Here is a 24,037-nt window from a genome sequence, read left to right on the forward strand (position 1 = left end):
CATTTCATAACCAATGACACGAAGGGCGGGTCATCCCCTATCGTTTTGCGGAAATGCGCTAAGCAGCTCTGACCGTGCTCAGGAACCTGCCGACCTCGTCCCTGAGGCGGGCGCTATCGCCCGACAGTGACCGTGCGGAGGACAGGACTTGCGAGGAGGCGGAGCCGGTCTCGTTCGCTCCGCGCTGCACCTCGACGATATTGGACGAAACCTGCTGCGTACCGAGCGCCGCCTGGTGCACATTGCGCGAGATTTCCTGCGTCGCGGCACCTTGCTCCTCGACCGCGGCTGCGATGGTCGAGGATATTTCCGAGAGCCTCTCGATCGTGCCGCTGATCTCCTTGATGGCATCGACCGATTCCCCGGTCGCCGCCTGGATGCTGTTGATTTGGTGACTAATCTCACCAGTTGCCTTTGCGGTCTGTTCGGCGAGCGCCTTGACTTCGGAGGCCACGACGGCGAAGCCACGGCCAGCCTCGCCCGCGCGGGCAGCCTCGATGGTCGCATTCAGCGCCAGCAGGTTCGTCTGACCAGCAATCGTATTGATCAAGTCGACGACATCCCCAATGCGGGCCGCGGCCTTGGACAGCTCGCCAACCCGATCAGTGGTCGTGCGCGCCTGACTGACGGCATCGCCCGCCATACGCGCCGAGTCCTGCACCTGACGGCTGATCTCGTTGACCGAGGACGACAGTTCTTCCGTCGCGCTTGCGACCGACTGCACGTTTGCCGAGGCCTCCTCGGACGCCGACGCAACCGTCGTCGCCATTTCCTGGGCGCGCCCCGCCGTCGACGTCAACGTTCCGGCGGACGCTTCGAGCTGGGTCGACGCCGTCGATACGGTGTTGACGATGCCGCCGACCGCTCGCTCGAATTCATCGGCCAGCTTCATCATGTCGGCTTTCCTGCGTTCAGCGGCAACCCGATCCTGCGCAGCCTGCGCTTCCGCTTCCCCGCGCGCCTTCTGCTCGGCTTTCACCTTGAAGGTCTCCACCGCCTGCGCGACGCCACCGATCTCGTCCTTGCGGCCAAGGCCAGGCAGCACCACGTCGAAATTGCCGTCGGCAAGCTTTTTCATCGCGCCCGTCATCGCCACCATGGGCCGAGCAATCGTGACGACGGAGAACACACAGGCTCCGATCAACGTGAGGGCGACCAATAGGCCGATGACGAGCGAGGTCCGCTCGGTGGAGGATATTGCCTGCTCGGCCGCGGCCTTCTCCTGATCCATTCTATGCTTGCCGAATTGAACGACCTGTTCGCTGAGGGTCTGTAGTTCCGCGGCGATTGGCAGCGTGCCGTTTTCGACGACCTGCTTCGTTTCCGCCCGGAGATTGGCGAGATGGGCCGCCGCATCAGGCGCCAGCTCGCCGTTTGCGCCACGCCTCGCATCGGTCGCGAGGATGTCAGCCCTGATCTTCGCGATATCCTTGGCGCGCGTATCGTAGTCGCCGACCAGGACCTTCATCCGCTCGATCCTTTGATGGTTCTCCGGCACCTTCGAAACCGCAAGAATCTCGTCAGTGAACTTGTCAGCCGATTGTCGCCTGGCCGCGAGATTTGCCTGCGCCGTCCGAAGCTCCTCAGTGCTGTTCGCGAGCTGGATGTCGCGGGCGGCCACCTGCATGCCGCGCAGCGAAGCCTTTGCCTCGATGGCGCCGCGCGCGAGAGTGGACTGCTGGTCCGCAGTCTCACTGCTCTGGCGGACGGCGCCATTACCTTGCATCTGGGCGAAGATCATCCCCGCGATGAGCAAGATGCTGAGTGCGGAGGTCAGAGCAAGCTTGGTACCAATGCGCAAATTCGCGATAGTCCGCATCATCCATTGTCCCTCAATCTGCTAGAGAAAACCGGTCCACAATTTTTCGGAAGGCTCGGCGCTGCCTGCAACCGTCGACATCCCATCCCCGGGCAACTTCGATCCCGAAGCGATGCGTTAACTAGAGCCGGCAGAACTAAATCAAATCCTACCTGCCGCGACCCGTTTGCGTGATCCGGATAGCGGTTTCGGAACGTGGACATCGAAGCCGACCCGCGACATCCGGTAGCCGGTAGCCTCGTCGATCGTGTGATTGCGCACCGGGCCGAATTCATCCTCGACGGGCGCCTGGACTGCGGCCGGCAATTCTTGCGCTAACCGGATTGGTCTTTTGCGCGAAATGGATGGAAATGCTCCTCCATGGGCCAGTGCCGGATGGTTATGATGTATAATTATAACATCGGACCGAAGCCTAAGAGACACCCATTGCAAGACGACACATTCTACGCAGCGCCGGCCCTGTCGGGCTCCGGCTTCGAGGCATTGCTCGCCTCGTTTGGTTCGCTTGCGCCCGCGATCAAACCTTTGCCACCCACGGCAGATACCGCATTCCACTGGCGTTCGGATGTCGTCATGGCACCAGGAATCAGTGTTTTGCGGACCCGATTTTCCGGCGACTGGTCCTATTCCTGCACGGCCGTTCAGGCGGATCTTGCGATAGGCTTTCTCGGCGCCGGCGCCGCCGACATGGTCGTGGGCGCCAGACCTGTGCAGCGGACGACATCAACCGTCGCACTCGTCGCGCTTCCGATGCTGCAGGATCACAAGATCAGGACATCTGCTGACGGAAAATATTCGAACGTCATGCTGAAGTTCGATGCTGGCGTCGTCGCAAAGGTGCTGAGCGCAATGTTTGGCAACGCCGCACTGATGAACCTGGATCTCACTCCGACCGTCGATCTCTCGACGAGCACGGGACAGACCCTGCATCAGCTTGCCCGCACGATCGTCCTGGGCATGCATGATCCGCAGGTCCTGAAGCACTCATCGAAAGCGATGGCTCTGTTGACGGAAGCCATCCTGCGACTCGTTTTCGAGAACGTGCCCCACAGCCTGAGCGGTCGACTGGATCGGCGGACACCCGACGTGACGCCGCGGCACATCCAGCAGGCCATCGAGCACATGCGCGACAATCTTCATCTGCCGCTGACGATGATCGACGTAGCGCTCGCCATCGGCGTGAGCGAACGCTCCCTGCAACTCGGATTCCGCAAGTTTCACGATACGACGCCCGCGGCTTACTTGCGACGAATCCGGCTGGAAGCGGTCCATGCGGAGTTATCGAGCCCCGAAAACGAACTGCCCGTGTACGAGGTCGCCTTGAAATGGGGCTTTACGCATATGGGCCGCTTCGCCGCGCAATACCGCGCGGTGTTCGGTGCCTACCCCTCGGAAACCGCCAGGCGCGCGTTGCCGGGCGATTAGGACCTTGCTGCCGGCAAAACATGCTGGCCGAGGCCACGATCGATCATGCTGACCGACAGCCGTGAAGCCGCGATCGCGAACGCTTGGAGCAACGAAGTTCAGGCCGTCAGCGTGCACCGAGTGCCGACACACCTGACACACGGAATCCCAGGCGGGTGTGCCCTCACGCGAGAGCGTGCCGGTTTTGCTTTTCGGCGCGCGCTTGATAGATCGTCGTCATGAACACCATCGCCCCCATCCCGGTCGCCAGCTTCGAGATATCGCCCGGCGCGCCGCTTTGTGACGCCCTCCTCGCGCTCAACAACAGCCACGCGGAGGAGTTGTCATGGCTTGAGCCTGAGCGGATGAAACATCTCGTCGCGGAGGCGTTCTACGCCCGGAGGATCGGCGATCTCGACGCTTTCCTGATCGCGATTGACCAGGACGGAGAATACGACAGTCCAAACTTTCTGTGGTTTCGATCCCGCTATGCGCGATTTGTTTATGTCGACCGAATCGTCGTCGCACCATCGGCGCGTGGTAACGGATGTGCGCGTCGGCTCTACGCCGACCTGTTCGATCGCGCAGCCGAAGCCGGGCACGACCGCATCGTTTGTGAGGTCAATCGGCAACCACCGAATCCATCATCGGATGCTTTTCACGCTGCGTTGGGATTTATCGAGGTCGGCACCGCCATCATCCACAATGGCAGCAAGACGGTGCGTTACCTGTCGCGCTCGATCTAGTTGGCGCGTCTGAAAGGTGAAGCGGTTGGCCTACGCCGCGGTCGCGGGCGGCAGCGCGAGCACGGAATAGATCGCCTGCGCATCGCGCGAGGCGCGCAGCTTCTTGGCGATGTCCTGGTCGCGCAATAGGCGCGCGATGCGCGCCAGCGCCTTCAGGTGATCGGCGCCCGCGCCTTCAGGCGCGAGCAGCAGGAAGACGAGATCGACGGGCTGGCCGTCCATCGCCTCGAAATCGATCGGGCGATCGAGCCGCGCGAACAGGCCAAAAATCTTTTCCAGCTTGGGCAGCTTGCCGTGGGGAATCGCGACGCCGTAGCCGACGGCGGTGGTGCCGAGCTTCTCCCGCTGCAACAGCACCTCGAACACCGAACGCTCGTTCTGTCCGGTCAGCTCCGCGGCCTTCGCAGCGAGTTCCTGCAAGGCCTGCTTCTTGCTGTTGACTTTCAATGCCGGGAGAATCGCCTCGGGTGCGACCAGATCGGTAATCGGCATGGAGCTTTCCGAGGTGAATTAAGCCGTCAGGTTCCGAATTGGCCAACTTGGAAGACCAGATTTGGCCGGCGTCAATAAGGTGAAGCAGGAGGCGGACTTAGCCCCGGTCCTGATGTGGGGCGCTTCTACTCCAACGCAATCCCGGTGCCAACTCCCGCAAACGCCTTTTACCGTGCTCATCCTTAAAGACAGGAGTCCTACGGGGAGGATCCCAAAATCCACGATGAGGGCGGTCTAACTCCCAGCTTTTGACCCAGGAGGGTCGATCCAGCCGACATTGCCATCCGCCCGGCGGTAAATGATGTTCACCCGGCCGCTCGAGCCATGCTGAAATACCAGGCAATGGGCGCCGCTGAGGTCGAGTTCCATGACGGCTTCGCTGACCGAGAGCTGCCTCAAGGAGGTGGTCGATTCTGCGATGATTACGGGGCTATAGCCGGTGACCTCGTCCTCGCCCTCGCCGGGAGCCTCCAGGACGTAGGCGGTGGCGTCCAGTGAGGCCAGCGCCGCCGAGGCCGCAGCGGCCTTGCGGGCGGAGCGGTCCTTCAGCCGGCTCTTGTAGCGCTTGAGCCGCTTCTCGATCATCAGCAGCGCCTGGTCGGCGCTGGCATAGGCGTCCGACGCGTTCGAATCGGCCTCCAGCGTGATCCCGGAATCGAGGTGCAGCGCGCAATCGGTGCGGAAGCCGAACCCGTCCTTGCTCAGCGTAATGTGGCCGGAATAATTGCCGTCAAAATATTTGCGCAACACCTCGTCCGTGCGCTCGGCGACGCGCCCGCGGAGGGCTTCGCCGACGCTGATGCTTTTGCCCGAAATCCGGAGAGTCATGTGATGCCTCGCCTGGTTGGTGCCTAGCTTGGATCAATCCCGAGGGGAGATTGAGAGTAGCGCGATTTGAGGCGCGCGCAATCAGGCCGGCTCGGTGTTGCGGGAGCGATCGGACAGGGCGGTGGAGAGGACGTTACCAAGAGCGCTCTGCTTGTCGCGACGGCGTTGTACCGAAGAGGGAATGCGCATGGCTTCGCGGTACTTCGCAACCGTGCGCCGGGCGATATCAATGCCGGACGCACGCAACCGTTCCACGATCGTGTCGTCGGACAGGATTGCCGACGGCTCCTCCGAATCGATCAGCTGCTTGATGTGGTGGCGAACGGCCTCGGCGGAATGCGCCTCGCCGCCATCGGCCGAGGCGATCGACGCCGTGAAGAAATACTTCAATTCAAAAGTGCCGCGATTCGTCGCCATGTATTTGTTCGCGGTGACGCGCGACACGGTCGATTCATGCATCTGGATGGCGTCGGCGACCGCTTTCAGGTTGAGCGGCCTCAAGTGCGCGACGCCATGGGTGAAGAAGCCGTCCTGCTGGCGCACGATCTCGGTTGCGACCTTCAGGATGGTGCGGGCGCGCTGATCGAGCGCGCGCACCAGCCAGGTCGCGTTCTGCAAGGCATCGGTGAAATAGGACTTGTCGCCGTCCTTGCCGATCTTCTTCGACAGCTCGGTGTAATAGGTCTGGTTCACGAGCACCCGCGGCAGAGTGTCGCTGTTGAGCTCGACATGCCAGCCGCCGTCGGGACCCGGACGAACATAGACGTCCGGCACCATGGTCTGGAGGCGCGAGGAGCCGAACTTCATGCCGGGCTTGGGATTGAGGCGGCGGATCTCGCCGATCATGTCGGCGATATCCTCATCGTCGACGCCGCAGAGCTTGCGCAAGGACGCAATGTCGCGCTTGGCCAGGAGATCGAGATTCTCGACCAGCGCCTGCATCGCCGGATCGTAGCGATCGAGCTCACGAAGCTGGATCGCGAGGCATTCGCTCAAATTGCGTGCGCAGACGCCGGGCGGATCGAATTTTTGCAGCACCGCAAGAACATCGGCGACATCCCGCTGCGATGCACCAAGCCGCTCGGCGGCCTGGCCGAGATCCGGCGGCAGATAGCCGGCCTCATCGACGAGGTCGATGAGGTATTGCCCGATCATGCGCTGCGCCGGCGCGGTGAATGCGACCGAGAGCTGCTCGGCGAGATGGTCGGCCAGGGTGGTTTCCGCCGCGACGAAGGCTTCGAGATTGTAGTCCTCGTCACCGGAGGCGCCGCCGCCCCATTCGGTGTAGAAGCTCGGCGCCGCATCCTGCGCATTGCGCGCCGCGGCCTCCGCCGGCTCTTCCGAAAAGACGTTGTCCAGCCCGGTATCCAGCGTCTGCTCGATCTCGGCGCGGGTGCCGAGATCCTTGCTCATCCACTCTTCCTGGCCCGGCTCGAAGGCTTCGCCTGAACCGCCGCCGGGCTCGTCGCCATGGCTGCCGCCGGAGTCGTCGCTATCACTGAATTGGGCCGCTTCGGTCGGAGCATCGCCCGCGCCCTGCTCGTCATTGGCCCGCTCAAGCAGCGGATTGCGCTCGAGTTCCTCCTCCACGAAGGTCGTGAGATCGAGATTGGACAGCTGCAGCAGCTTGATCGCCTGCATCAGCTGCGGCGTCATCACCAGCGACTGCGACTGCCGAAACTCTAACCTCTGCGTCAGCGCCATGAAGCAAGAACCGTTCCCAAAATTTTGGTCCGATTTTTGCTTATCTTAGTCTGACCCCGATGTACACGTCTTGACGAATGCAAAAATCGGGCTAGAGGCGGAACTCCTCGCCAAGGTAAAGACGGCGGACGTCCGGGTCGTTGACGATCTCATCCGGACTCCCCTCGGTCAAGATTTCACCGGCATAGACGATATAGGCGCGATCGGTGAGGCCGAGGGTCTCGCGCACATTGTGGTCGGTGATCAGCACGCCGATGCCGCGGTTGGTCAGATGGCGGACGAGGTCCTGGATGTCGCCGACCGCGATCGGATCGATGCCGGCGAAGGGCTCGTCGAGCAGCATGTAGTTGGGGCGCGTCGCGAGCGCACGTGCGATCTCGACGCGGCGGCGCTCGCCGCCGGACAGCGCGATCGACGGCGATTTTCGCAGGCGCGTGATGTTGAATTCGTCGAGCAGCGAGTCGAGCTGCTGCTCGCGCTTCTTGCGCGAGGGTTCCACCACTTCGAGCACGGCCCGGATGTTCTGCTCGACGGTGAGGCCGCGGAAGATCGAGGCCTCCTGCGGCAGATAGCCGATGCCGAGCCGCGCGCGCTGATACATCGGCAGCTTCGTCACGTCATGGCCATCGAGCTCGATCGCGCCGCGATCGGCCTTGATCAGCCCTGTGATCATGTAGAACACGGTGGTCTTGCCGGCGCCGTTCGGACCGAGCAGGCCGACGGCTTCGCCGCGGCGCACATAGATGCTGACGCCGCGCACCACCTGGCGGCTGCCAAAGCTCTTTTCCACGCTATGCACAGCAAGGAGGCCCGGCCGTCGCAGCAGCTGCGGACCGCCCGCGCCGTTGGTCCTGGTGGTGGTCTGGGCGGGTCTGGGAGCTTGCGCGCGCGGTCGCGGCGGCTCCTGCGTCGGGATCGGCTGCTCGCGCGCGATCGGCGGCGCGTCCCGTACCGGGCTGGTCACGAGACCGCCGATGCTGTCACCGAGCGCGGTGATGTCCTGGCGTGCAAATCCTGGCCGGCCGCGTTTGGCGGGGCGCCGACGGAACATGCTGAATAAATCGACCATCCCCGCTGTCTCAAGCCTTTCACGGTGATCCCGCGATCTGCCGCCCCGGCGCGATTCGCCGCAACAGCATGAGTGAAAGGGTGTGTCTTGCCCAGAGAAACACCCTCGATCCCTTGTCAGAGGAATCCCGCCGCCGAGCCCGCCAGGGTAGATACAGTCTTGTCGGGCAGGCTTCAACCTCGCTCCGACAGCGCGTGATGTAAGCTGCTGAATTTACTTCGGTTTGCTTGTGCCCGGGAGTGCCAGAGGCGGGCCGGCGCCGGGCTTGGAGGAGCCGCAATCGCCACCGCCGCCCTGCGGGAGCAGGGCCTGCACCTTGCCGCTGTCGGATTCCACACGAGACACGCCGGTGGTCATGTCGACCATCAGGCGGTCGCCGCGCAGCACGTTCTTGCATTGGGTGAGGACGACGCCGCCGAGCATCGTGATCAGATTGGTCTTGGTGTCGAAGATGGCGGTCTCGCCGGTCACCACCTGCTCCTTTTGGGTGACCACGACATTGCCGCGCGCTTCCAGCCGCTTGATCGAGGAGCTGCCGTTCGGCCCGGGCGTTGCCGATTGCATCGGTGCCGCCGCCTTTGCGCTTTTCGCCGGCGGCGGTGCCGCCTGCCCAGACCCGGAGCCGCCCGATTCATAGAACACGACCAGCGTCTTCGAGGTCATGGTTGTATCGCCCTGGACGACCTTCACGTTGCCGGCGAAGGTCGCCTCCTTCTTCTTGTCGCGCATCTCGAGCGAGGCGGCCTCGATCTGGATCGGCTGATCGCGGTTCTGCGAGAATCCCTGCATGGCGTTGGGCACGCCCTGCATGGTGCTTTGCGCATGCACTGCTGCGATCAGCGTCACACCGAGCGCGAGCGCGCCGGCGGTGAACGCAACGCTTCTCGAAAAACCGTTGCGCAAAAAGTGCTTCGTCATCGAGATCATCTTGAGGTCGCAGACTTGTTTTGGAGGGCGCGCGTTTTCGGCGGCGGCGGCGGCGCGGGCTCGGCAGGCGCTGGCGGCGCGGCCGCCGGCTCGTCATTGCCGAGCTTGTCGAGGTGCATCACGACGTTGCCTTCGAAGCGGATGAGGTCGCCGCCCTCCATGATCTTCAGGCGGTCCGAGGACACGGTGCCGTTGGTCAGTTTGACGTCGACATGTTCATCCGAGGTGACCGTGTTGTTGGCCATGTCGACGAAGGCCTGGCTGAGGCGCGCCTCATAGCCCGTCGAGGTTCGCACGAAGATATCCTTGTGCAGATCGAGCTGCTGCTGCTTGTTGTCGAAGCTCCCGGTGAGGGCGTCGAGGAATACGGTCGATTGATCCTGCATCAGGAGCTTGGCCCTGAGCTTGTGCAAATCGACGTGATCAGGGTCTCTGATGTCCTGGGTCGCGGTTTTGGCCCAGAGCTCATAGGGTCGCTGATCGGGCGTGTAGCCCGACAGGTGCGGCGTTTCCATGGTGATCTTGGTGCCGGACACCACCAGGTTTCCGGGATCGAAAGCCACTTCCTTGGTGGTCCGGAACTTGTTGAAGGCCGAGACGAAGATGACCATCGCCATCGCCACGACGACCGTCACCGGTACGGCGATGCGCAGAAGATGGACCAGCCGGCTGTGGCGCGCCGCGGCCGCAAAGCGCGCCTCCAGGCCGTCATAGGCTACATCATAGGCTGGGTTCTGGACCGAATTCACCGCTGCTCCGGGGCGCCCGTTGACACCCGATTGTATCCGGCGCCGCCGGAATATGCAGCCCGCGACAGGCAGCTATGACTGTGTCCGAAACGGGGCGGCCGGGGGCGTCCTGAGACCCTCCCGGCCGGCACAACCGACCACCTCAAGAGTGCGCAAAAATGTCTTCGGCCTCCCAACCCTGCAAATCGAGCTTTGCCCGCGTCGGCAGGAAGTCGAAGCAGGCCTGGGCCAGCGCCGTGCGGCCCTCCCGCACCAGCATGGCATCCAGCCGTTCGCGCAAGCTGTGCAGATGCAGCACGTCGGAGGCGGCGTAGGCGAGCTGCGGCTCGCTCAGGCTGTCCGCGCCCCAATCGCTCGATTGCTGCTGCTTGGACAGATCGACGTTGAGCACCTCGCGGACGAGGTCCTTGAGGCCGTGGCGGTCGGTGTAGGTGCGGGTCAGGCGCGAGGCGATCTTGGTGCAGTAGAGCGGCGTCGTCATCACGCCGAAGGCCTCGTACAGCACCGCGATGTCGAACCGCGCGAAATGGAAGATCTTCGTGACGGAGGGATTGGCGAGCAGCGCCTTCAGATTCGGCGCGTCGGTGTGCCCCTTGGGGATCTGCACCACATCCGCGCTGCCGTCGCCCGGCGAGAGCTGCACGACGCAGAGCCGGTCGCGATGCGGGTTCAGGCCCATGGTCTCGGTGTCGATCGCGACCGAGGAGGTGTAGCGGGACAGGTCCGGCAGATCGCCGCGATGCAGGCGTACGGTCATGGCGTTTCAAACCTTCAGTCGAATAGATGCAGCCCTAGCAGGCTAATGCCGGGAACGGGAACTGGCGAGCGTCGGGCGCGCGAGCGAAATCCGCAAAGCCGGCTGGCCTTTCGTCCGCGCTTCGGCGGTGTATCCGCTGCCAGATATCCGCGCAAGCCGACCTCAGGGGCGATGGACCCTGCGAAAGTCGGCCAGGAAGACCCAGAAGCACAGCAGCGCTGCGAAAAGCTGAAGGAAGCCACCTTCGATGGCGCCGCCGGAGATCGAGACCGAGGTCGGAATGAGGATTGCGACAGTCAGGACGGCCGCCATGACCATGGCCGGAAGATCGACGATGAGAACGGCGGCATAGATCGCCAGTTCAAAGAAGGCATATTCCTTGAGGCGCGGCGAACAGAGATAGAGCGCATACATCGCCAGAACCGTGATGCGCGCCGCCTGCCGGGGATGATCGATCAGCCATCGATCCAACCTGTTCGCGAACCATCCGGTCTCGAGCGAGGCCCGATCCCCGATTGCGCGCGATACGGACAAGGCAAGTGGCGCCAGCACGAGCGCGATGGCTGCAAGCCCATAGACAGCGATGATGAGCGCTTCGCTGCCCGCCAGCCCCCACTGCCTTGCCAGGCCCTGGACGAGAATGAAGAGCGAGGGATTCATCCTGTCCTGGGCGACGCCAAGCTGCCCGGGAATTTGACCGGAGATGGCGCGGAGCCAGCTTGCGAAGAGATCGGCGTAAAACAGCATCGACATCAGGATTGGCAAGATGAACATGCTAGTCGCGACGGCGATCAGGATGAGCTTGCGAGAGCGCGGCTGCGGCAGGAAGTAGAGGGAAGCAAGGACCGGACAGAAGACCAGCTTGAATGATGTCACGAGGCCGAGCACCGCGGCACCGGTCAGGCGCAGCATGAAGCTTGTCTTGTCCCCCTCTTCAAAGCGACCGAGCAGGAGCGCCAGCGCAACCGCCGTCAGTAATCCGGTCAGAATCGAAAAATTCCCGGAGGCCAGCGTCCATTCGAAACCGACGAACGCGCCGAGGGCACAGAGCACTCTGAGACATGTATCGCGCGGGCCCGTACGGGGCGCGCCAAGACCGGGCAACACCAGTCCGCAGAGAATGGCGAGGACGAGATAGACAGCCCTGTGATGATCAACGAGCAGCCCCGCGGAGCACAGCGGACGGAAGATATCCAATGTGACCGGCAGATAGGGGTATGCGAACGTCGTGTTCTTCAAATTGCTGATGAGATAGGGGTCGACCCCCTCGACATAGGCATCGACCCCCGCGCAGTTCACGTGGAGGTCCCAGCCGAGTTGCCCACCGAAATTGCCGTCGACGACGAAGCTCGCAAGGACCAGAGTGGCGAGGAGCGCGGCAAAAAGGGGCAACCAGGCGTTCGGCAACCGGCCGAAACCGCCACCGGGATGCGACAAGGCGAGCTCAGCCTGCCCGACCGACGTCGCCGTCAAGTTCGGCCGCTGGGCGTTGTCGTTGGCCATGACCAGCGCCCGGCGCCTTTAGAGCCCTGCAGCCTGGCGGTTGGCGGCGGACACGCAGAGATGCGCGGTGCGGAACAGCGCGCTGCCGGCGTCCTGGGACGACAGCGTGTCGCACTTCTCGACGACATAACCGATGCCATTGCGTGCGGCATAGGCGAGCTTTGATGCGTGATCTCCGAGTCCGGCCGTCTCGGTCATGCGCTGGTGCCAGACCGCGTAATAGGACGGTGTCCACATCGCCGCCGCACCGCGCTTGTAGTCGACCCAGACCCGGCGGTGCGAGACGAATTCAAAGTTGCCCTGCCGCGACAGGGCAATATCCGCAATCGACGGCGTCGGTTTTGCGTCAAGGTCGGGTCTCGGCGGCACGATGAAAGTCGCGCTTGAGGGCGTCGATGTGCGCGCCCAGTTGCCCACATCCGCCCATTCCTGCGCCCCTTCGGAATAGGCCCGATCGAACACGAAATAGTTCCAGGCGCCGAGCGGAAACAGCACGCATCCCGCCATGGCCAGCAACGCATATCCTACCCTGCGACGATAGGGAGGCACCGCTTCCGTCGCTTCGCGAATATGTCGGGCCGCCAGGATGATCGGAATGGCAATCAGGAATGCGACATCGCCCAGATAGAGTGCCAGCACGATCGCGCAGCCGGGCAGGAATAGGGCCGAGCTGTCACGACGCAACCAGCACGTGGCGAGCGCGGCAATGGCGAGGCCCGCCAACAGGTGAATGATCGTACCCGAGCGAAGCAGCTGAATGTTGAGGAGGAAAGGCGACGTGCTCAGGGATGGCAGGACGACGCCGAGCAGATAGAGAATTATCGCTCCGAGATAGGCAACCTGCAGCTCACGGCTTGTCGGCCCGAACCAGTAGAGCGCGATTGCACCAAGGGCCGCAATCTCCGTGATCTGGAGGATGCCGGACATCGAGATCGAATCGATCAGGGAATGTCCGGCAAAATATTCGCGGAGATAGGCGGCATAGTCCACGCCAAGCGGCTTGCCGAGCTCGGGATTGGTCAGGATCGCGTGCAACACCGGAAACATGATCGGCGCGGAGATCACGAGGCCGATCATGGTCCGCAAGAAGATCGCACTGAAGGTCGTTTCCTTCTTGATCCAGAGCCCAATGGCGATCAGCGCCAGCAGCGGCGCGAGCCAGATCGCCATGAACGCGTTGACGAAGAACGTGACACCCATTGCCACCGTCGCCGCCGTGAACCGCGCCCGGGCCGCGAAATAGATCGCCAGAAGAATGGTGCCGTTGGCGATTTCCGAGTGCGTGAAATAGTTGATGAACAGGCCGCCAGTGCCCGCGGGGCTATAGCCCAGAAGCAGCGGCATCGAGCAGACGAGCAAGGTGAACACGATCCTGTCGCGCCGATCGGTGATGCCGAGCAGCGACGCGCAGCACAGGAAGCCGAGAACGGAGAGCACCCTCGACAGAAAATTCAGGACGAAGAAAACCAGCTCGGTGTGGTCGAAATATTTCTGGGTGTCGCTCAAGACGATCCAGACGCCGGACGCGAAGTAGCGCATCGACTGGATGAACGCATCGTCCTGATACTGCGGCTCATTGAAGAGGCCGGCAACGATCGGAAGGTGGAAGATGTTGTTGTCGACGCCGAAGACGAATCCGCTTGTCAGGATCGACAATAGCGAGCCGGCGAGCGCGATCGTCAGCGTCTCGATGAAGGGAGCCGGAACGCTCGCGGCGCCCTCGCGCCGGTCGATAGGCATGGTCAGGCTTGTCTCGGTCATCAGATCGCTGCCAGCATGATGCAGATCATCGCCATCACCGTGATACGGCTGGCGTTGTCCTTGAAGGTGTAGAGGATCGGGTCGTCCGGCATCTCGCGGCGATGCGCCATCATCAGCGCGCGGCCGAACCAGTAGAGCAGGAGCGGATTGAGCAGCCACAGCATCCAGGGACGGCTGTAGAGCGTCATTACAGTCGAGGACGAGACGTAGAGCGAGAACACGATCACCGCGTTCATGCCGCTCGCCGCCGCCATCGCCGCAATGACCTGGAGATCGCCGATCCTGTAGTCGCGGTTGGCGGGATCGGAAAGGCCGGCGCCCTGCCGAAGCGTCAGCTCGCTGAACCGCTTGATCAGCGCCAGCGAGGTGAACACGAACAGCGAGAACATCAGCAGCCATTCCGACAGCACCACACCGACACCGACGGCGCCGGCGACGATGCGCAGCGTATAGAGGCCGGCGAGCGTGACGACGTCGAGCAGCATCTTCCGCTTGAGGAGCAGCGAATAGGCGATCGTGGTCGCGAGATAGGCGGCAAGCACCGCGGTGAAGATGCCGGAGATGCAGAGGCTAGCCGCGAACGCGCCGAGCCACAGCGCAGGAATCGCGAGAAGCGCGGAGGCGATCGGCAGATCGCCGGCCGCCAGCGCGCGGTGGCGCTTGGTCGGATGCTGGCGGTCGGCCGAAAGATCGAGCAGATCGTTCATCAGATAGGCGCCCGACGCGCAGGCCGAGAACGCCAGGAAGGCCAGCAGCGCCGCGCCCAGCGCCGACAGGCTCATCTGATGCGCGGTGACCAGGGGCACGAAGACCAGCGTGTTCTTGGCATATTGATAGACGCGGAGCGCGTTTACCCAGGTCGTCAGGCCAACCTTGCGATCGGCATCCGGGGCACCACGGTTGCCGACATAGTCGAAGGCGTCGAGATCGGCGGTCGCGATCACGCCGTCGAAGCCGAGATGCGCGGCGATGCCCTCGGCATGGTGGCGGAGGCGGGAGGCGGTGACATAAACCTTGCGGCCCTGCGCGCGCGCCGCGAGCGCCAGGCTCAGGACGTCCTGCTCATAAGGGAGGTTGGCATAGTCGAGCCTGGCGTCCTCGGCGAGGTGCAGGAGCCTGTCCCTGTGCCAGCTTCCGGCGGCGCGCAGGCGGCCGAGCATGTGCCCGGGCTCGCAAAGCAGCGCCTCCAGCAAGAGATCCGAGCGCAGCAACGCGCCTTCGAGCTCAATGACCAGCGCGTGCGGAGCGGCCGCCGGGGGCGGCACCGGCTCCGCTCGGGCAAGTTCGTGCTGCCATTGGGGCTGCTCCATTCGAATACGCGCTCTTAACTGGCTGGCATGACCGGCCAGCGGCCGGGGAGCAGGGAAATGGACGGATAAAACCGTAATTTCCAAACGCTAAGGACGGCTTAATCGGACCGGAGAAGGTGGGGCGGGATTTCCCGGGATCAGGAACCGGCGGCAATGGCTCGGGGCCGGCTGCCCATTCGGACCCATGGCAGCGCCAAGGCCTCGATTCGGCCGTCACATCAGGGAGCTACCGAGAAAAATGGTGCCCAGGAAAGGACTCGAACCTTCACGGCCGTGAAGCCACTGGCACCTGAAGCCAGCGCGTCTACCAATTCCGCCACCTGGGCATGCCTGTGAGGCACGGGGGCGGTTACTACGGATCGATGACGCGCTTGTCAAATCGAACGTGACCAGCCGATTGCGCATCGCAAACCGGCCCGATACAAGCCTGCCTCAGGCACAGCCTTCGGCAGGAACACCCCCATGGCATCGAATCTCGACACCCTCGTCACGGTTTTCGGCGGATCGGGGTTTTTGGGCAGAAACGTCGTCCGCGCGCTCTGCAAGCGCGACTACCGGATCCGGGTCGCGGTCCGGCGGCCGGAGCTCGCCGGCTTCCTCCAGCCCTCCGGCAAGGTCGGGCAGGTCCATACCGTGCAGGCCAATCTGCGCTACCCGGCCTCGGTCGAGGCGGCGCTGCGTGATTCGCACATCGTGATCAACCTGGTCGGCATCCTCGCCGAGAGCGGCGGCCAGACCTTCGATGCCGTCCAGGCCAAGGGCGCCGAGACCGTGGCCAAGGCCGCGGCGGCGGCTGGGGCCGCCCTGGTGCATGTCTCCGCAATCGGCGCCGACGCGCAGTCGGCCTCGCACTATGCCCGCGCCAAGGCAGCCGGCGAGCAGGCGGCGCTCGCGGCGGTGCCTTCGGCCACGATTTTCCGTCCCTCGGTGGTGTTCGGGCCTGAGGATCAGTTCACCAACCGCTTCGCGGCGCTGGCGCGGATGTCGCCGGTGCTGCCGCTGATCGGCGGTGAGACGAAGATGCAGCCGGTCTATGTCGGCGACGTCGCGACCGCGATCGCGGATGCCGTCGACGGCAAGGCCAAGGCTGGCGCGACCTATGAGCTCGGCGGTCCGGAAATTCTGACCATGCGCGAGATCTTCGAGACCATCCTCGCGATCACCGATCGCAAGCGCATGCTGGTGCCGCTGCCGTTCGGGCTTGCCCGCTTCCAGGCGAACTTCCTGCAATTCGCGCCGGGCGCGTTCAAGCTGACGCCGGACCAGGTGACGCTGCTCGAGAAGGACAATGTGGTCTCGGATGCCGCGAAGGCGGCCGGGCTGACGCTGCAAGGCCTCGGCATCACGCCGGATTCACTGGAAGGGATCGCCCCGCAATATCTCTGGCGCTTCCGCCCCGCCGGGCAGTTCCAGCGCAAGAACGGCGTAGCTTAGCCGCGATCCAAAATTTGCGAAAACAACCCCATGCAAAGTAGGGGGGCTTGGCTCGTCCTGTAGATGGCAGGTCCTTTGTGCCGCGGGGCAAGGCGTGAATGGCCGGGACAAGCCTGACCATGACGATCTGGAAGCTTCAGAACTTCAGCTTCTTGAACACGGCTTCGGGCAGCGCCTTGATGATGAGCATCACGAGGCGCCATTTGCCGCTGACATAGACGACGTCGGTACGGCGCTCGACGGCGCCAAAGATGGCATCGCCAACGACTTGTGCCTCCACGGTCAACGGACCGATCAGCTTCATGCCCTCGGTCATCTTGGTGCGCACGAAGCCGGGCTTGACGGTGACGACGTGAACGCCACTTCGGCTGGCACGGGCGCGCAGGCCGGACAGGAATGCGGAAAACCCGGCCTTCGCCGACCCATAGACGTAGTTCGAGGCACGGCCGCGGTCGCCCGCGACCGAGGACACGCCGACAATCGAGCCATTGCCGCGCGCAAAAAATCTTTCGGCGAACAGGCCGAGGACCAGCGCGGGGCCTTCGTAGTTGGAGCGCATGATCGTCGTCGCGTGATCGAGGTCACGTTGTGCCGTCTCCTGCGAGCCCAACAGTCCGACGATCGAGATGACGACGTCGGGCAACACCGGCAGGCCGGCCGTAAAGCTTTCGAACGATGCGGTATCCAGCACGTCGAAGCGATGCGTGCTGGCGCTGATGCCGTAGCGCGCGTGCAGGTCGGCGGCATCAGGCTCCAGCGCCGCGGCATCCCGGCCCGCGAGCTGAACGTCCCAGCCGGCCTTGGCGAAGCTGCGCGCAGTGGCGCGCCCGATATCGGAGCTGCCCCCTAACACCAGCACGATCTTGCGAGTAGTCACGGCTGCACCTCATCAAACAGACGCTGCGAAAGCTTTGAGCGGATTTTTCCGGTTGGATCGAGCGATGCCCGGATCTCCTTGAACCGTTGCAGGGCCGGATAGCCGGCCTCGAAAGTGGCGCGCGACTGGCGCGCGTCCTTCGCGAGATAGAGACGGCCACCGGCGGCGACGACGAGACGGTCGATCTCGTCGAGAAAATTCAGGATGTTTCCGGTCACCGGGAAATCCAGCGCCAGCGTGTAGCCGGGCATCGGAAACGACATCAGGCCGTCGCTTGGTCCGAGCTTCTTGAGCACGGCGAGAAAGGAGGCATCGCCGCGCCGCGAAACGCGATCGAGGATGTCACCGAGCACGGCAAGCGCGCCCTCGTGCGGGATCACACATTGATGCTGGAGGAAACCGCGCCGGCCGTAGATCCGATTCCAGGCGCCGACGCCGTCGAGCGGAAAGAAGTAGGGAAAGATCGAGACGAGGTGACTGCCGCCGGCGCGCCGCGCACCCGTGCGGTAATAGAGCTCGTTGAAGGCGCGGACACTGTAGCGGTTCAGCGTCATCGACGGGAGATCGATGGGCACGTTGAGCCGCGGATCCTGCCCGCGGGGGAATGCTTCCGCGCCATGCGGAACCTCGTTCGCGCGGGCATGCTCGCCGAGATAGATCAGCGAGCGGCCGAGGCTGCTGCCCGTCGCCACGCAATCGATCCACGCTACCGAATAGGTCGCGGAGTCACCGGCATCGAGCGCGCGCATCGCGGCATGCAGATCGGATGTCGAGATCACCCGCTCGCGGATCCAGCCGGTCTCGACCGGTCGGAGGCGCAGCGTCGCCTCGAGGATCACACCGGTCAGGCCCATGCCGCCGATGGTGGCGAGAAAGACGTCCGGATTCTCCTCGCGCGACACCTCGATGGTCTCGCCCGCACCGGTCGCGAGCTGAATGCTGTCGACATAGCGGCCGAAACCGCCTTCGCAATGATGGTTCTTGCCGTGCACGTCGGCAGCGATGGCGCCGCCGACCGAGACGAAGCGGGTGCCCGGCACGACGTAGGGAAGAAAGCCGCGCGGGCCAAAGGTGTCGATCAGATCCGACAGCAGCACGCCGGCCTCGAGGCGAATGCGCCCGGTTGCCGGATCGAACGACCTGATGCGGTCGAAGGCCGTCATGGCGAGGGTCTGGCTGACGCCGATGCCGGCATCGCCATAGGCGCGGCCGTTGCCACGCGCGACGCCGCCGGAGGTCGCGGCAATGGCGTCGCCGACAGCACCGAACGATCGCGGCGTCAGGAGGTCGGTATCGACGACCGGGAAACGTCCCCAGCCGCTGACGAGGGTCATGGTTCAGCTCCTGTGCCGGGCGCGCGCCGCCCGGCTCTGGAAACTGCCTACCGATCAAAAGCTTATTTTGCGTTGAGCTGCGTTAGTGAGTTTTCGAGAAGTTAACGGCCGAACGCCAGCGGCGTAGCCCGGATGGAGCGCAGCGTAATCCGGGGTCGGCAGCGCTTGTGGCACGATCCCGGATTACGCTTGCGCTCCATCCGGGCTACGGGCCTACGCGATTTGCGGACGGAATTACCGTCCCAGCGCCAGTGCGATCAGGCCGAGCGAGCCGACGATGACGCGCCACCAGGCGAACAGCGTGAAGCCGTGACGCGTGACATATTCGAGGAAGGACTTCACTACGATGATCGCGGTGACGAACGACACCACGAAGCCGATCGCGACGATGCCCATGTGATCCATCGTCATCTCGGCGCGGTTCTTGTAGAAGTCATAGGCGAACGCGCCGATCATGGTGGGGATGGCGAGGAAGAACGAGAACTCCGCCGCCGCGCGCTTGTCCGCCCCGAGCAGCATCGCTGCGACGATGCTGGCGCCCGAGCGCGACACGCCCGGAATCATCGCCAGGCACTGCGCGATGCCGATCAACAGATAGGTCAGAAGCGGAAACCGCGTCGCATCGTGCTCCCGCGGCTTGAGATCGAGCTGATCGACCCAGAGCAGGATGGCGCCGCCGACGATCAGCGTGAAGCACACCACCCAGGGATTGAAGAGCATGAGCTTGATGTATTTGCCGGCAACGAGGCCGACGATGACGGCGGGGAGGAATGCGACGAGCACGCCGATCACGAAGCGGCGCGCATAGGCATCGCCCGAGAACATGCCGATCGCGACATCCCACAGCTTCTTGAAATAGAGGCCGACGATCGCGAGGATCGCGCCGAGCTGGATCAGGACGGTAAAGGAGTCCCAGAACGCGCCTTCGCCGAGACCAAAGAAGCGCTCGGCAAGCAAGAGGTGTCCGGTGGAGGAAACGGGGAGGAACTCGGTCACACCCTCGATGATGCCGAGGATCACTGCCCGTATTGTGTCTGACATATTTACGGTCCATTTCGGCTGGAAAAGCGGGGCTCTTCTCGCTTATTCGTCCCTCTGCCGCAATCGCTAAATGCGAGTTACACGGGGTTGCCTCGCGGATTTGAGGAACTAGTGTGGCGCCGAACAAACATTGATGGATTCTTAAGCACCCTCGACATAGTCAAAGACATGTTCACGCTGTTTCATCATCCTTTCTGCCCGCATTCGCGCTTCATTCGCCTGATCATCGGCGAATACGGGCTCGACCTGAAGCTGGTGGAAGAGCGCGCCTGGGAACGGCGCGAGGCCTTTCTGACGCTCAATCCAGCGGGCACCACCCCCGTGCTGGCGACCGAGGAACAGCCCTCCGTTCCCGGCGCCACCATCATCGCCGAATATATCGACGAGGCCCATGGCGCCGCGATGGGCGTCAAGCGGCTGATGCCGGAAACAATTGCCGAGCGCATCGAGGTGCGGCGGCTGATGGCGTGGTTCAACGAAAAATTCTTCGAGGAAGTGTCTCATCCGCTGGTGACCGAACGCATCTACAAGCGTTTCATGAGCGAGGAGAATGGCGGCGGCCCGCCTTCGGCGGACGTGATGCGCGCCGCCAAGGCCAATGTGCGCTATCATCTGGCCTATATCGGCTGGCTGGCGCAGACGCGAAACTTCCTCGCCGGCGACCGGCCGACCTATGCGGATCTCGCCGCCGCGGCGCATCTTTCGGCGATCGACTATCTGGGCGACGTTCCATGGAGCGAGGACGACGCAGCAAAGGCGTGGTACGCGCGGGTCAAATCCCGCCCGTCGTTCCGCCCGCTGCTGAGCGAATGGCTGGCCGGCGTGCCGGCCTCGCGGACCTACGTGGACCTGGATTTCTGATGAAGATCGTCATGCCCGGGCTGGTCCCGGGCATCCACGTTCTTTCTGTCTTCCTGATTGCTGAACGAAGACGTGGATGGCCGGGACAAGCCCGGCCATGACGACGTCAAGCGTGGATGCTTCAACATTGAATACGTCGGAAGCAGACACTGTTGCTCTACGCGCCGCCCTTACGGAACAGGCGCAAGCCTTGGGCTTCGACTGCATCGGCGTCACCGCGCCCGGTGCAATCGAGGGTGCCGGACGACACTTCCTCGAGTTCATCGCGTCCGGCGCACATGGCGACATGGACTGGCTTGCGGCGCAGCCGGAGCGTCGCGTCGATCCGCGCGGTCTCTGGAGTGACGTGCGCTCCGTGATCATGCTCGGCGTCAATTACGGCCCCGACGAGGATCCGCTGGAGATCCTGAAGCAACGCTCTCGCGCCGCGATCTCGGTCTATGCGCAAGGCGATGACTATCACGACCTGATCAAGAAGCGGTTGAAGGCGCTGGCGCGCTGGCTGGTCGCAACTGCACCTTGCGAGGTCAAGGTGTTCGTCGACACCGCCGCCGTGATGGAGAAGCCCTTGGCACAGGCTGCGCGCCTCGGCTGGCAAGGCAAGCACACCAACCTCGTCTCGCGCGAGTTCGGCTCCTGGCTGTTCCTCGGCGCGATCTACACCACGCTGAAGCTGCCGCGTGATGAGAGCGAGATCGATCATTGCGGCTCGTGCCGTGCGTGCCTCGACATCTGCCCGACCGCGGCATTCCCCGCGCCCTACAAGCTCGATGCGCGGCGCTGCATCTCCTACCTGACCATCGAGAACAAGGGACCGATCCCGCACGAATTCCGCAAAGCGCTCGGCAACCGCATCTACGGCTGCGACGACTGCCTCGCCGCCTGCCCCTGGAACAAGTTCGCGAAGGAGGGACGCGAGGCAAAGCTCGCCGCACGCGAGGCGCTGCGCGCGCCTGATCTGGCCGAGCTCGCGCGGCTCGACGACGCGGCGTTCCGCGCGCTGTTCACGAAGTCGCCGGTGAAGCGCATCGGTCGCGATCGCTTCCTGCGCAACGTGCTGGTGGCGATCGGCAACTCCGGCGATGTGAGGCTGGCGGAGGAGGCGCGGCGTCTGCTCGCCGATGCAAGCCCCTTGGTGCGCGGCGCGGCGGTGTGGGCGCTGGGGCAACTAACGTCGCACGAAGAGTTCGTGGCGTTGAGGTCGGCGGCGATTGCCGCCGAGCACGACGAAAGCGTGCGTGAGGAGTGGCAAGCCGCTTCCTAAATCTCGATGTCATGCCCCGCGCAGGCGGGGCATCCAGTGCGCCGCGGCCTATCGATTCAATCACAACGTCTCGGAGTACTGGATCGCCCGATCAAGTCGGGCGATGACAGCGGTCGATGAGGAAAGCGCCCATCGCTCCTTCCCCTCATCCTGAGGAGCGCGCTTGCGCGCATCTCGAAGGATGAAGGCCAGGATGCTGCAGCAGATCTGCATGGTTCGAGACGCGCGTTCCGCGCTCCTCACCATGAGGGTTGGACACCTTGATTTCCCCGCGCGTTCCTTCAAGGTCGCGCGTCATGACAAACATGCCTTTCTTCACGCGCAGTGGCGACGCATTCCATCCGACGGAAGTTGCCAACGGTCCGTGGGATCCGAAGTCGCTGCACGGCCGCGTCATTGTCGGCCTGCTCGGCTTCGGCATCGAGGAGCGCTATTGCGGACCTGAGTTCGTGCCGGCTCGGCTGACGGTCGACATGTTTCGCCTGCCGACGATCGACAAGCCGGTCGAGATCACCACGCGGATCGTCCGCGACGGCCTCCGCATTCGCGTGGTCGAGGCGGAGTTCGTCTCCGGCGGCGTCAGCATGGCGCGCGCCTCGTGCCAGCTCCTGCGCCGGACGCAGAATCCGGACGGCAACATCTGGTCGCCGCCGAACTGGGATGCACCGAGGCCTGCCGACATTCCGCCGCCGACCGATCCGCGCCTCGGCATGCACGGCAAATGGACGACGCGCCCGATTGTCGGCCATATGGGATCGCTCGGTCCGCGTCGGCTCTGGATGAGCGAGGTGCGCGAGCTGGTCGACGGCTTTGCGCTGACGCCGTTCACGCGCGTCGCGATGGCTGCGGATTTCGCCAGCCCGTTCGCCAATGCCGGCGATCATGGGCTCGCCTTCATCAACGGCGACGTGACCGTGTACCTGCATCGCCTGCCGGTCACGGAATGGATCGGCTTCGAGGTGGTGAACCACCACGCCGCCGAGGGCGTCGCGATCGGCGAATGCTGGCTCTATGACGAGCAGGGACCGATCGGCACGTCGACCGTGGCGGCGCTGGCGCAGCGCAAGCCGATGCCGAATCCGTCGAAGCGGTAGGATTGTTGAGCCGCTTGGGCTGCTGCGCTTCCCCTATCTGTCATGCCCTCGCGAAGGCGGGACATCCAGTACGTCGCGGCTTCTGGGTCAATCGCAGGCACCTCGGAATACTGGATCCATCCGCCTTCGCGGATGATGGCACCAACAGTCGGGAAGCACCTCACCCGATCTCCGCGACCGCGGCAAGGATGCGTGCGATGTCCTGCGGGCGCGACAGGCGATGATCGCCATCCCGGATCAGCGTCAGCACGACGTCGTCGGCCGGCAGTCGGTGCGTCAGCGCAAAGGCGTGCTGCCACGGCACGTCCGGATCCTTGGCGCCTTGCAAGATGCGCACGGGGCAGCCGACATCGATGGCGCTGCCGAGCAGGAGATGGTTGCGGCCCTCCTCGATCAGGTTCCGCGTGATCGGATTGGGCGAGCCGTCGCCATACTCCGACGGCCTGAGCCAGAGACCCTTGGTTTCGATCTCCTGTTTCACGGACGCCGGAAAATTCTTCCACATCAGCTCCTCGGTGAAGTCAGGCGCCGGTGCAATCAGCACCAGCCCCGCCAGCGATGGCTTGCTGGTTTGCTTGCTGGCTTCCTGGCCGGCCCGTTTCCTGATCTCGCGCGCGAGCAGCAGCGCCATCCAGCCGCCCATGGAGGAACCGATCAGAACCTGCGGCCCCTCGCAGAACCGCTCGAACACCGCGACGCTCTCCTCGAGCCACCGCCCGATGGTGCCGGCGGCGAAATCGCCACCGGATTCGCCGTGGCCGGAATAGTCGAACCGGACCGAGGCGCGGCCATGTGCCGCCGCCCAATCGTCCAGCGCCACGGCCTTGGTGCCCTGCATGTCCGACTTGAAACCGCCGAGCCAGACCAGCCCGGGCCCCTTGCCGGACCGGGCGCGAACCGCGATCCGCCGCAGCGCTGGGCCTTCGCCCACATCGATGAAGGTGGGAGCCTGGTTGGCAATCGAATTGATCATGGAACGTTTACTCTTGCTGTGCGGTTTGAGCTGTTCGGCGCCCCTGCGCCACGCCGGGATAGCCATTGACCTTTAGGGACGCTTGCGGAA

General features: G+C 63.7%; 21 protein-coding genes, 1 tRNA gene and 1 pseudogene. 7 read left to right on the forward strand and 16 right to left on the reverse strand.

Translation table 11 applies throughout. The features are described 5' to 3' along the window. Positions 1-58: 58 nt before the first annotated feature. A complete protein-coding gene (locus Q3C01_RS06475; RefSeq protein ID WP_458144497.1) occupies positions 59-1,822 on the reverse strand; it encodes a methyl-accepting chemotaxis protein in 1,764 nt (587 codons plus the stop codon). Positions 1,823-2,245: 423 nt separating this feature from the next. Between Q3C01_RS06475 and Q3C01_RS06480 the strand changes: the two genes are divergently transcribed. The 3 genes and pseudogenes from Q3C01_RS06480 to Q3C01_RS06490 all read left to right on the forward strand — a co-directional run bounded on the left by Q3C01_RS06480 (position 2,246) and on the right by Q3C01_RS06490 (position 3,969). Further along, a complete protein-coding gene (locus Q3C01_RS06480; protein ID WP_458144498.1) occupies positions 2,246-3,244 on the forward strand; it encodes an AraC family transcriptional regulator in 999 nt (332 codons plus the stop codon). Positions 3,245-3,286: 42 nt separating this feature from the next. Beyond that, a pseudogene (locus tag Q3C01_RS06485) lies at positions 3,287-3,361 on the forward strand (DUF1150 family protein); the annotation flags it as partial. A 101-nt stretch (positions 3,362-3,462) separates the two neighbouring features. Beyond that, the gene (locus Q3C01_RS06490; protein WP_458144499.1) at positions 3,463-3,969 is read left to right on the forward strand and encodes a GNAT family N-acetyltransferase; all 507 of its coding nucleotides are present in this window, start codon (positions 3,463-3,465) and stop codon (positions 3,967-3,969) included. A 30-nt stretch (positions 3,970-3,999) separates the two neighbouring features. Here the strand turns inward: Q3C01_RS06490 and ptsN are convergent, their stop codons facing one another. The 11 genes from ptsN to Q3C01_RS06545 all read right to left on the reverse strand — a co-directional run bounded on the left by ptsN (position 4,000) and on the right by Q3C01_RS06545 (position 15,395). Continuing rightward, a complete protein-coding gene (gene ptsN, locus Q3C01_RS06495) occupies positions 4,000-4,461 on the reverse strand; it encodes a PTS IIA-like nitrogen regulatory protein PtsN (RefSeq protein ID WP_008141251.1) in 462 nt (153 codons plus the stop codon). Between the two features lie 234 nt (positions 4,462-4,695). After that, positions 4,696-5,289 carry a ribosome hibernation-promoting factor, HPF/YfiA family gene (hpf, locus tag Q3C01_RS06500; protein WP_458144500.1) on the reverse strand — a complete coding sequence of 198 codons (594 nt, stop codon included), beginning with the start codon at positions 5,287-5,289 and terminating at the stop codon, positions 4,696-4,698. A gap of 81 nt (positions 5,290-5,370) precedes the next feature. Further along, positions 5,371-6,993 carry an RNA polymerase factor sigma-54 gene (gene rpoN, locus Q3C01_RS06505; protein WP_458144501.1) on the reverse strand — a complete coding sequence of 541 codons (1,623 nt, stop codon included), beginning with the start codon at positions 6,991-6,993 and terminating at the stop codon, positions 5,371-5,373. A gap of 91 nt (positions 6,994-7,084) precedes the next feature. After that, complete coding sequence (gene lptB, locus Q3C01_RS06510) at positions 7,085-8,062, reverse strand: LPS export ABC transporter ATP-binding protein (protein ID WP_458144502.1); 978 nt, start codon at positions 8,060-8,062, stop codon at positions 7,085-7,087. A gap of 213 nt (positions 8,063-8,275) precedes the next feature. After that, the gene (locus tag Q3C01_RS06515) at positions 8,276-8,980 is read right to left on the reverse strand and encodes an LptA/OstA family protein (protein ID WP_458144503.1); all 705 of its coding nucleotides are present in this window, start codon (positions 8,978-8,980) and stop codon (positions 8,276-8,278) included. A gap of 5 nt (positions 8,981-8,985) precedes the next feature. Beyond that, complete coding sequence (gene lptC, locus Q3C01_RS06520; protein ID WP_458144504.1) at positions 8,986-9,738, reverse strand: LPS export ABC transporter periplasmic protein LptC; 753 nt, start codon at positions 9,736-9,738, stop codon at positions 8,986-8,988. A 142-nt stretch (positions 9,739-9,880) separates the two neighbouring features. Beyond that, positions 9,881-10,495 carry a ribonuclease D gene (locus Q3C01_RS06525; RefSeq protein WP_449383237.1) on the reverse strand — a complete coding sequence of 205 codons (615 nt, stop codon included), beginning with the start codon at positions 10,493-10,495 and terminating at the stop codon, positions 9,881-9,883. Positions 10,496-10,657: 162 nt separating this feature from the next. Continuing rightward, on the reverse strand, positions 10,658-11,998 hold the full coding sequence (locus Q3C01_RS06530; protein WP_458144505.1) for a hypothetical protein: 1,341 nt from the start codon (positions 11,996-11,998) through the stop codon (positions 10,658-10,660). 18 nt (positions 11,999-12,016) lie between these two features. After that, the gene (locus Q3C01_RS06535) at positions 12,017-13,759 is read right to left on the reverse strand and encodes a DUF6798 domain-containing protein (protein ID WP_458144506.1); all 1,743 of its coding nucleotides are present in this window, start codon (positions 13,757-13,759) and stop codon (positions 12,017-12,019) included. Continuing rightward, positions 13,759-15,069 (reverse strand): UbiA family prenyltransferase, encoded by a 1,311-nt coding sequence (locus Q3C01_RS06540; protein WP_458144507.1) that lies wholly within the window; start codon positions 15,067-15,069, stop codon positions 13,759-13,761. The genes Q3C01_RS06535 and Q3C01_RS06540 overlap by 1 nt, the downstream gene beginning before the upstream one ends. A gap of 239 nt (positions 15,070-15,308) precedes the next feature. Further along, positions 15,309-15,395: transfer RNA gene (locus tag Q3C01_RS06545), tRNA-Leu, on the reverse strand. A gap of 136 nt (positions 15,396-15,531) precedes the next feature. Here Q3C01_RS06545 and Q3C01_RS06550 point away from each other — a divergent pair. Next, entirely contained in the window at positions 15,532-16,503 is a 972-nt protein-coding gene (locus Q3C01_RS06550; protein ID WP_458144508.1) for a complex I NDUFA9 subunit family protein, read from the forward strand. A 136-nt stretch (positions 16,504-16,639) separates the two neighbouring features. Here Q3C01_RS06550 and Q3C01_RS06555 read toward each other — a convergent pair whose 3' ends face one another. From Q3C01_RS06555 to Q3C01_RS06565, 3 genes are all read right to left on the reverse strand, one after another. After that, positions 16,640-17,380, reverse strand: coding sequence for an SDR family oxidoreductase (locus tag Q3C01_RS06555; protein ID WP_458144509.1), 741 nt, complete (start codon positions 17,378-17,380; stop codon positions 16,640-16,642). Next, positions 17,377-18,714, reverse strand: coding sequence for an FAD-binding protein (locus Q3C01_RS06560; RefSeq protein WP_458144510.1), 1,338 nt, complete (start codon positions 18,712-18,714; stop codon positions 17,377-17,379). Before Q3C01_RS06560 ends, Q3C01_RS06555 begins: the two co-directional genes overlap by 4 nt. A gap of 234 nt (positions 18,715-18,948) precedes the next feature. Further along, entirely contained in the window at positions 18,949-19,755 is an 807-nt protein-coding gene (locus Q3C01_RS06565; protein ID WP_458144511.1) for an undecaprenyl-diphosphate phosphatase, read from the reverse strand. 168 nt (positions 19,756-19,923) lie between these two features. On the opposite strand from Q3C01_RS06565, the gene Q3C01_RS06570 reads away from it, so the two are divergent. The 3 genes from Q3C01_RS06570 to Q3C01_RS06580 all read left to right on the forward strand — a co-directional run bounded on the left by Q3C01_RS06570 (position 19,924) and on the right by Q3C01_RS06580 (position 22,974). Next, positions 19,924-20,616: a glutathione S-transferase family protein gene (locus Q3C01_RS06570; RefSeq protein ID WP_458144512.1), complete on the forward strand. Its 693-nt coding sequence runs from the start codon at positions 19,924-19,926 to the stop codon at positions 20,614-20,616. A gap of 97 nt (positions 20,617-20,713) precedes the next feature. Next, on the forward strand, positions 20,714-21,880 hold the full coding sequence (gene queG / locus Q3C01_RS06575) for a tRNA epoxyqueuosine(34) reductase QueG (RefSeq protein ID WP_458144513.1): 1,167 nt from the start codon (positions 20,714-20,716) through the stop codon (positions 21,878-21,880). Positions 21,881-22,176: 296 nt separating this feature from the next. Next, positions 22,177-22,974 carry an acyl-CoA thioesterase domain-containing protein gene (locus Q3C01_RS06580; protein ID WP_458144514.1) on the forward strand — a complete coding sequence of 266 codons (798 nt, stop codon included), beginning with the start codon at positions 22,177-22,179 and terminating at the stop codon, positions 22,972-22,974. Positions 22,975-23,134: 160 nt separating this feature from the next. On the opposite strand, the gene Q3C01_RS06585 is transcribed toward Q3C01_RS06580, so the two are convergent. Further along, positions 23,135-23,947, reverse strand: a complete 813-nt coding sequence (locus Q3C01_RS06585) for an alpha/beta hydrolase (protein ID WP_458144515.1) — start codon at positions 23,945-23,947, stop codon at positions 23,135-23,137. Positions 23,948-24,037: the final 90 nt, after the last annotated feature.

This window comes from Bradyrhizobium sp. UFLA05-109 (assembly GCF_054185165.1).

Coding starts and splice junctions, on each gene's coding strand:
- Q3C01_RS06475 (WP_458144497.1), bottom strand. CDS start 1,822: ATGATGCGGACTATCGCGAATTTGCGCATTGGTACCAAGCTTGCTCTG.
- Q3C01_RS06490 (WP_458144499.1), top strand. CDS start 3,463: ATGAACACCATCGCCCCCATCCCGGTCGCCAGCTTCGAGATATCGCCC.
- ptsN (WP_008141251.1), bottom strand. CDS start 4,461: ATGCCGATTACCGATCTGGTCGCACCCGAGGCGATTCTCCCGGCATTG.
- hpf (WP_458144500.1), bottom strand. CDS start 5,289: ATGACTCTCCGGATTTCGGGCAAAAGCATCAGCGTCGGCGAAGCCCTC.
- rpoN (WP_458144501.1), bottom strand. CDS start 6,993: ATGGCGCTGACGCAGAGGTTAGAGTTTCGGCAGTCGCAGTCGCTGGTG.
- lptB (WP_458144502.1), bottom strand. CDS start 8,062: ATGGTCGATTTATTCAGCATGTTCCGTCGGCGCCCCGCCAAACGCGGC.
- Q3C01_RS06515 (WP_458144503.1), bottom strand. CDS start 8,980: ATGACGAAGCACTTTTTGCGCAACGGTTTTTCGAGAAGCGTTGCGTTC.
- Q3C01_RS06525 (WP_449383237.1), bottom strand. CDS start 10,495: ATGACCGTACGCCTGCATCGCGGCGATCTGCCGGACCTGTCCCGCTAC.
- Q3C01_RS06530 (WP_458144505.1), bottom strand. CDS start 11,998: ATGGCCAACGACAACGCCCAGCGGCCGAACTTGACGGCGACGTCGGTC.
- Q3C01_RS06535 (WP_458144506.1), bottom strand. CDS start 13,759: ATGACCGAGACAAGCCTGACCATGCCTATCGACCGGCGCGAGGGCGCC.
- Q3C01_RS06540 (WP_458144507.1), bottom strand. CDS start 15,069: ATGGAGCAGCCCCAATGGCAGCACGAACTTGCCCGAGCGGAGCCGGTG.
- Q3C01_RS06550 (WP_458144508.1), top strand. CDS start 15,532: ATGGCATCGAATCTCGACACCCTCGTCACGGTTTTCGGCGGATCGGGG.
- Q3C01_RS06560 (WP_458144510.1), bottom strand. CDS start 18,714: ATGACCCTCGTCAGCGGCTGGGGACGTTTCCCGGTCGTCGATACCGAC.
- Q3C01_RS06565 (WP_458144511.1), bottom strand. CDS start 19,755: ATGTCAGACACAATACGGGCAGTGATCCTCGGCATCATCGAGGGTGTG.
- Q3C01_RS06570 (WP_458144512.1), top strand. CDS start 19,924: ATGTTCACGCTGTTTCATCATCCTTTCTGCCCGCATTCGCGCTTCATT.
- queG (WP_458144513.1), top strand. CDS start 20,714: ATGACGACGTCAAGCGTGGATGCTTCAACATTGAATACGTCGGAAGCA.
- Q3C01_RS06580 (WP_458144514.1), top strand. CDS start 22,177: ATGACAAACATGCCTTTCTTCACGCGCAGTGGCGACGCATTCCATCCG.
- Q3C01_RS06585 (WP_458144515.1), bottom strand. CDS start 23,947: ATGATCAATTCGATTGCCAACCAGGCTCCCACCTTCATCGATGTGGGC.